At 41.0% G+C, this 7356-nt stretch carries 7 protein-coding genes; 5 read left to right on the top strand and 2 right to left on the bottom strand.

The window, feature by feature from the left end:
- Nucleotides 1-364: 364 nt before the first annotated feature.
- The 3 genes from cccA (at nt 365) to HC179_RS00115 (ending at nt 2679) form a co-directional block, all read left to right on the top strand.
- Complete coding sequence (cccA, locus tag HC179_RS00125; protein WP_168862492.1) at nt 365-739, top strand: cytochrome c550; 375 nt, start codon at nt 365-367, stop codon at nt 737-739.
- A 115-nt stretch (nt 740-854) separates the two neighbouring features.
- Entirely contained in the window at nt 855-1574 is a 720-nt protein-coding gene (locus HC179_RS00120; RefSeq protein ID WP_168862491.1) for a tRNA (adenine(22)-N(1))-methyltransferase, read from the top strand.
- Nucleotides 1561-2679 (top strand): Nif3-like dinuclear metal center hexameric protein, encoded by a 1119-nt coding sequence (locus HC179_RS00115; RefSeq protein WP_168862490.1) that lies wholly within the window; start codon nt 1561-1563, stop codon nt 2677-2679. Before HC179_RS00120 ends, HC179_RS00115 begins: the two co-directional genes overlap by 14 nt.
- 149 nt (nt 2680-2828) lie before the next feature.
- Here HC179_RS00115 and HC179_RS00110 read toward each other — a convergent pair whose 3' ends face one another.
- Both HC179_RS00110 and vrrA read right to left on the bottom strand, forming a co-directional pair.
- The gene (locus HC179_RS00110) at nt 2829-3779 is read right to left on the bottom strand and encodes a 4-hydroxy-3-methylbut-2-enyl diphosphate reductase (RefSeq protein WP_168862489.1); all 951 of its coding nucleotides are present in this window, start codon (nt 3777-3779) and stop codon (nt 2829-2831) included.
- Between the two features lie 111 nt (nt 3780-3890).
- A complete protein-coding gene (gene vrrA, locus HC179_RS00105) occupies nt 3891-4604 on the bottom strand; it encodes a VrrA/YqfQ family protein (protein ID WP_168862488.1) in 714 nt (237 codons plus the stop codon).
- A gap of 289 nt (nt 4605-4893) precedes the next feature.
- On the opposite strand from vrrA, the gene HC179_RS00100 reads away from it, so the two are divergent.
- Both HC179_RS00100 and HC179_RS00095 read left to right on the top strand, forming a co-directional pair.
- On the top strand, nt 4894-6201 hold the full coding sequence (locus tag HC179_RS00100; RefSeq protein ID WP_168862487.1) for a DEAD/DEAH box helicase: 1308 nt from the start codon (nt 4894-4896) through the stop codon (nt 6199-6201).
- A 74-nt stretch (nt 6202-6275) separates the two neighbouring features.
- The gene (locus tag HC179_RS00095; protein WP_168862486.1) at nt 6276-7175 is read left to right on the top strand and encodes a deoxyribonuclease IV; all 900 of its coding nucleotides are present in this window, start codon (nt 6276-6278) and stop codon (nt 7173-7175) included.
- The last annotated feature ends 181 nt before the right edge of the window (nt 7176-7356 follow it).

Here is a 7356-nt window from a genome sequence, read left to right as displayed (position 1 = left end):
GTTGATTGGAGCAAAAGGCGAAGACTCCTGAGGGAGATAGCGCTAGGTGGAGACCCCGCAGGCGAAGCCGAGGAGGCTCCAGCAGCGCCCCTAGGAAAGCGAAGCCATTTGCGGAAATCAACAGCGGAGTTACACGTATTCAAAATTATTTTTCCAAAAACACATCACTTTTCCTATTTTGAGGTACAATATAATCACCAAACATAAAAACCTTCATCTATCTGATGAAGGTTTTTGTCTAAACTGTGAATTTACGAGAGAAGTTGGCATTTAAGTCTTTTCCTATAGTAAAATATAAAGTAAAATAGAGAGTGCTTGTATAAGATAAGAAACACGTACATGTACATAAGGAGGTTTGAATAGCATGAATCGTAATCCGCTTATTCCTTTTGCATTTATCGCGGTATTAGGTCTTGGACTAATGTTCCTATTATCTTTTGTTGGACTTGATCAGGCTGAAAAAATTGCATCCGGTGAAGACGAAACTGTAGAATTGTCTGCAGAAGAGCTTTACCAACAAAACTCTTGTATCGGCTGTCACGGCGGTAACTTAGAAGGAGCAGGCGCTGCACCTGCATTAACAGATGTTGGTGACCGTCTATCCCAAGAAGAAATTCAAAACGTTATCGTTAATGGACAAGGCGCTATGCCTGCTGGTCTAGCTACACCTAAAGAAGCTGAAGTTCTTGCTGAGTGGCTGGCAAACGGCGCTAAAAGCGAAGAAGAAGGCGAACATTAAGATTTGTTTTTTTAGAAAAATGATACACATATAAAAGATCCTTTGCATTTGTGAAGGATTTTTTTTTATACTTGTTACATAGGAATTCAAATACATAAGTAAAGAGGAAACAGACATGAATGAATTAAAGCTTTCAAAACGTTTAGAAGCAGTTGCTTCTTATATCCCAAAAGGCAGTGTATTGGCAGATATCGGTTCAGATCATGCCTATCTACCATGCTACGCTTATTTGCAGGGAATGATCGAAAGAGGGATTGCCGGTGAAGTGGTGGAAGGTCCCTTTCAGTCTGCGGTTCAACAGGTTCGAAAAACAGAATTAGAGCAGGTCATTGAGGTAAGAAAAGGGGATGGCTTGGAAGTAATCTCTCCCAATGAGGTTACATGCATCACCATTGCCGGAATGGGTGGGACTTTAATTCAGTCCATCCTTGAAAAAGGAAAGGAAAAACTAGCAGGAGTTCAAACGCTTATTCTTCAACCGAATATAGGTGCAAAAAAGATCAGGGAATGGTTGATTGAAAATGAATGGGAACTTGTTGCAGAACAAATCTTACTGGATGATGGAAGGATCTATGAGATTCTGGTTGCAGAGCGAGGGGAAAGCCAAAAACCTTACTCTGTGAAAAAAGATGCGTATATGCTTGTAGGCCCGTTTCTTGCGAAGGAAAGAAATGATGTTTTTGTACAAAAGTGGACACATGAGCTTGCACATTGGAAAAAAATTGTGGCTCAACTTGACGCAGCCGGCCATACTGAGGCGAATGAACAAAAAAGAAAAGAACTTATAGAAAAAATTAGACTGGTAGAGGAGGAACTGGGTTTTGAAAACAGTTAATGGCTTGCAGGTTATTGAATGGTTCGAACAGTTCTCCCCTAAAAAATATGCAGTGGAAGGGGATAAAATTGGGCTTCAAATTGGAACGTTGAATAAACCGATTCATAAGGTTATGGTAACACTTGATGTTCTCGAAGAGGTAGTAGATGAAGCAATTGGTAGGAATGTCGATTTAATCATTGCTCATCACCCGCCAATCTTCAGGGCGCTTCCAAATGTAACAGACCATTCAGCTGCCGGCAAAATAGTCACTAAATGCATCAAGCATGACATCAGCGTATATGTGGCACATACAAATCTTGATGTGGCACAAGGCGGCGTTAATGACCTGCTAGCTGAAGCTCTAGAGCTTGAGGATGTAAACGTGCTGGTTCCAACCTATCAAGAAGAACTACGTAAACTAAGCGTATTTGTTCCAGTTTCCCATGCAGAAACACTTCTTGGGGCTTTGGGTGATGCAGGGGCAGGGCATATTGGCAACTATAGTCACTGCTCATTCACAACAGAGGGAGAAGGACGCTTTCTTCCTTTAGATGGGACAGATCCTTTTATTGGGGAAAAAGGTCGACTTGAAAAAGTCGAAGAGATGAAGGTGGAGACTGTATATCCCATCTCTATAGAGAAGCGTATCTTGAAGGCTTTGTTTAAGGCACATCCATATGAGGAAGTGGCTTATGATATATACAAGCTTGAAAATGAGATGAATCCCCTAGGGTTGGGACGCGTTGGTAAGTTAAAGGATGGAATGTCGCTAGCTGATTTTGCATCTCATGTGAAAAAAGGTCTTGAAGTGGAAAATGTTCGAGTAGTTGGAAATTTGAACAGTGAGATTAAGAAGGTTGCTGTATTAGGCGGAGACGGAAACAAATATATTCATGCTGCAAAATTTGCCGGTGCGGATGTATATGTGACAGGAGATCTTTATTTTCATACTGCTCATGATGCTATGGCAATCGGATTGAATGTGGTCGACCCTGGGCACTATGCTGAAAAGATTATGAAAAAAGGTGTCGCACAGCGATTAGAGAAGGCAGTACAGGAAAAGACTTGGGAGCTAGAGGTTGTAGTTTCTGAAACGAATACAGATCCATTTACATTTATGTGATGGATGGAGGAACGACTCTTTGGGGTCGTTTCTTTTTTTGTATTTGGTGATTGAAGTGGGGAGTGCGTTAATTCCACTCTTCTAACAATAACCTTTTTCCCTCGACGCATCAAAAAAAAACACCCTCCAAAAGGAGGGTGCAGTCAACCTTATGAAGTTTTCGCCTTCTTCACTTTCGGCAAAATCTTTTGCAAAGGTACATTCTTCGTTGTCTTCCAAGTATCTTTATTCAACGGATCAAATTGCTCCACAAACTGAATAACTTCCTTAGTGATCGGAGTCGGTGTAGAAGCACCTGCTGTAACTGCGACTGTGCTAGCATTCATCAACCACTCTACCTTTAATTCGCTGATATCGGAAATTCGGTAGGCAGGAGTTCCGGCAATTTCTTGAGAAACTTGAGCCAGTCTGTTGGAGTTGTTGCTTTTTGGGTCTCCAACAACTATAGTCACATCGGCTTGTCCTGCTTGTTCTGCCACTGCTTCTTGTCTGACTTGTGTAGCAAGGCAAATTTCTTTATGTTGCTCGACATGAGGATATTTTTCTTGAACCTTAACCATGATGTCGGCCACATCCCACTGACTCATAGTAGTTTGGTTGGTTACAATTATCTTCTTACTATCAATCGATAATGCTTCCACGTCATCAAGCGTCTCCACTAAATGCACAATGGAAGGAGCAACTCCCACCGCACCTTCTGGCTCTGGATGTCCTTTTTTCCCGATGTAAATAACTTCATAACCTTGTGCTTCTTTCATACGAATCAGGTCATGTGTACGGGTTACATCCGGGCATGTCGCGTCAATGGTGGTCAACCCTTTTTCCTTTGCGCGGATCTTTACTTCCGGTGAGACACCGTGGGCGGTGAAAATAACGGTTCCTTCGTTAATCTGATCAAGGATCTCGAGTCGATTCGCACCGTCTAATGTAATGATTCCTTCTTCTTCAAATGCGTCTGTAACATGTTTATTATGAACAATCATACCTAGTATATAGATTGGTCGTGGCAATGTTTTATCCAATGCAGCATTTCTTGCAATCACCATAGCATCCACTACACCATAGCAGTATCCACGAGGGGCGATTTTTATAAGTTCCATATAGGGATAACCCTCCTTACATCAAATAAGAGAGTGATAAACACTCTCTCACTACTTACTATCTATTATAGTATAAATAAGTAGGTTAGTACAAAAGAAGATATTAGGAACTTAGATATAAAGCTTAGGTGCGGAACCGCCTGCTGGTTTTTCCTCGGGCTCTGTGGAAGTAGGCTTTGTCTTAGCCTTCTTCACTTTTTTCTTCGTATTGCTTATCTCCGCACTCTCACTTTCAACATCTTCCGGTTTTGCTTCTTCTGTTGACTCGTTATCTGTATTATCATCGTCATCATCAACATTTTTCAGTTCGTTATATAGCTTGAGCATGGCAGGCATATTCCTTACAAGAGGTCCATATTGCTGAACCATCGGCATGACACCTTCTGCCATTTTTAACGCTTTTTGAACATTTCCAAGCATGCCTGTCAGGTTGTTTGGATTGATGAGTTGCTGAAGCGTTCCTGCATTAGCGAGTTGACCTAGTCCTCCACCTGCGCCTGTATTGGCCAGTTGACCAAGTCCACCCATGTTCCCGATGCTTCTAGCTCCTGTTCTTCCAAAGAGTTTGGCAAGCAGTCCTCCGCCACCTCCACCACTATTTCCACCTAGGCCCATTCCGCGTCCTGCGCCTCCCATAAAGGAAGAAGGGTTTCTTAACATTGGATTAGGCATATTGGACATGTTTGAATTGGGCATATTAAGCATATTGAACATGTTATTCTGCGGCTGTTGCATAAATGGAGAGGGACCTGGACCCATTTGGAATGGGGAAGGCCGCATTGGTTGCTGCATAGGTGGCATTGATCGATTTGGTCCAAAAAACATGGTAATCCTCCTTTCTTTCGTGAAAAAATTATCATTTTTATAATTGCCGGAATTTAAGTAGCTTTTCTGGTCTCCTATAATTTATGCGGATAGTGCTTGGCATGTTTATTGTCTGGAAAGAATGGGCACAACCGTAGTGTAGCCAAAAAAACAAAACTCCTTTATAATAGTTGTTTGGGGTTAAACAGAACGTATCGGAACGCGAATAACTCATAAATGAAAATAGAAACTTTAAAATAATGACATAGATACATATTCCATGCATGATTTTAAAAGTGGAGGTAAATACATGAATACAACGTTTGAAAAATTTAATTTAAAACCATTCATTTTAGAAGCGGTAAAAGAACTTAGATTTAAACAACCGACAGAAGTCCAAGAAAGAATGATTCCTTCCCTATTAAACGGAGAAAGTGCCATTGGACAGTCTCAGACAGGAACAGGGAAAACACATGCTTACCTGATCCCGATTTTGAGCAAAATTGATCCTTCTGTACAGGAAGTACAAGCCGTTATTACAGCACCTACAAGAGAGCTTGCTAATCAAATTTACCAAGAAGTATTGAAGATCACTAAATTCTGTTCTGGTGAGGACATGATTACTGCCCGCTGTTATATTGGCGGTACGGACAAACAACGGACGATTGATCGCCTAAAACAACAGCCGCACATTGTAGTCGGAACACCTGGCCGTATTAAAGATTTAATGGTAGAAAATGCTCTTTTAGTTCATACTGCCAAATCAATAGTAGTAGACGAAGCTGACCTTATGCTTGATATGGGTTTCATAGAGGATATAGACAAGGTTGCTGCTGCGATGCCAAAGAATCTTCAGATTATGGTATTCTCAGCGACTATACCTGAAAAACTTAAGCCTTTCTTGCGTAAATACATGGAAAACCCAAAATACACTCACGTTGCGCCTAAACAGGTGACTGCAGCGAAGATCAAACACTTGCTTATCCCGGTTAAATCTAAAAGCAAAACGAAATTATTGCACGATGTTCTTGTTCAATATAATCCATATCTCGCGATCGTCTTTACCAACACGAAGAAAAAAGCAGATGAAGTGGCAGATGCATTGCTTGAACAAGGGTTAAAAGTGGGTAGAATTCATGGGGATCTTAACCCGCGTGAACGCAAAAAGATGATGAAGCAAATCAATGATTTGGAATATCAATATGTGGTTGCAACAGACCTGGCTGCAAGGGGAATTGATATTGAAGGGGTCAGTCATGTTATTAACTATGAGCTTCCTTCAGACCTTGATTTCTATGTACACCGAGTTGGACGTACAGCGCGTGCAGATTATTCCGGTAATGCTATTACACTATATGAACCAACAGATGAAAATGCATTAGCTCAAATTGAAAAGCTGGGAATAGAGTTTACTCAGATGGACTTAAAAAACGGAGAGTTGGTGGAAATCGGCCAACGTAATAAACGTCAAAATCGCAAAAAACAAATTAATGAAATTGACGTTGCTGCGAAAACAGCTGTTAAAAAATCAACGAAAGTAAAACCAGGCTACAAAAAGAAACACAAATACGAGGTAGAGCAATACAAAAAGAGACAACGCCGCCTAAAGAAAAGATAATCATGAGCAACACGGTAACCTTTCATGGCATCCTTATGATAAAATAAAGGCTGATTGTTAAAAGAGGTGATGTTATGGAAAACTTACTAATTGGATCCCATGTATCCATGAGCGGGAAAAAAATGCTGCTTGCTGCAAGTGAAGAGGCTGCATCTTATGGATCAAATGTATTTATGATCTACACAGGGGCTCCTCAAAATACACGAAGAAAAAAAATTGAAGACCTTAACATAGAAGCAGGTCTTGCACATATGAAAGAGCATGGTTTGAAAGAGATTATTGTACATGCTCCATATATCATTAATATTGGTAACTCTCAGAAGCCAGAAACTTACGAGCTTGGAGTAAATTTTCTAGCAGAAGAAGTAAGAAGAACGGAAGCTATCGGAGCAAAACAGATTGTCCTCCACCCAGGTGCGCATATCGGTGCGGGAACGGAAGTTGGGATCAGCCAGATTATTAAAGGATTGAATGAGGCACTGACCAAAGAGCAGAATGTTCAAATTGCATTAGAGACCATGGCAGGAAAGGGTTCTGAATGTGGTCGTACTTTTGAAGAACTTGCAGCCATTATTGACGGAGTTCATCTTAACGAAAAACTTTCCATTTGCCTGGACACATGTCACGTGCATGATGCTGGATACGATATTGTTAATGATTTTGATGGAGTCCTGAAGCAGTTTGACGATATTATTGGTTTAGACAGACTGAAGGTCCTTCATATAAATGATAGTAAGAATGCTTGCGGGGCTAGTAAAGACCGACATGAAAACATAGGATTTGGTCATATTGGCTTTGATGCAATCAATTATATTGTTCATCATGATCAATTAAAACATATTCCAAAAATATTGGAGACGCCATACGTTGGTGAAGACAAGAAAGATCGTAAACCGCCATACAAACATGAAATCTCCATGCTTAAAAACAAGCAGTTTGATGAAGAGTTATTAACGAAAATCGTGAATGAATAATTAGAAAGAAGCAAGGGCCAGAAACCTTGCTTCTTTTTTAAAAGATAGGCTCTGTTAAACACCGCTGTTGATTTCCGCATTAGGCTTCGCTTTCCTAGGGGCGTTTGGGGAGCCTCCTCGGAAAAGCGCCTGCGGGGTCTCCCCTAAACGCTATCTCCCTCAGGAGTCTTCGCCTATTGCT

Origin of the sequence: Bacillus sp. RO1 (assembly GCF_012524115.1) — a bacterium.
Lineage (GTDB): Bacteria > Bacillota > Bacilli > Bacillales > Bacillaceae_I > Sutcliffiella_A.
This window is presented reverse-complemented; position numbering and strand designations above follow the sequence as displayed.

What these genes read in the sequence shown, in the direction of transcription:
- HC179_RS00120 (WP_168862491.1), top strand. Translation starts at nt 855, where the DNA reads ATGAATGAATTAAAGCTTTCAAAACGTTTAGAAGCAGTTGCTTCTTAT.
- HC179_RS00100 (WP_168862487.1), top strand. Translation starts at nt 4,894, where the DNA reads ATGAATACAACGTTTGAAAAATTTAATTTAAAACCATTCATTTTAGAA.
- vrrA (WP_168862488.1), bottom strand. Translation starts at nt 4,604, where the DNA reads ATGTTTTTTGGACCAAATCGATCAATGCCACCTATGCAGCAACCAATG.
- cccA (WP_168862492.1), top strand. Translation starts at nt 365, where the DNA reads ATGAATCGTAATCCGCTTATTCCTTTTGCATTTATCGCGGTATTAGGT.
- HC179_RS00110 (WP_168862489.1), bottom strand. Translation starts at nt 3,779, where the DNA reads ATGGAACTTATAAAAATCGCCCCTCGTGGATACTGCTATGGTGTAGTG.
- HC179_RS00095 (WP_168862486.1), top strand. Translation starts at nt 6,276, where the DNA reads ATGGAAAACTTACTAATTGGATCCCATGTATCCATGAGCGGGAAAAAA.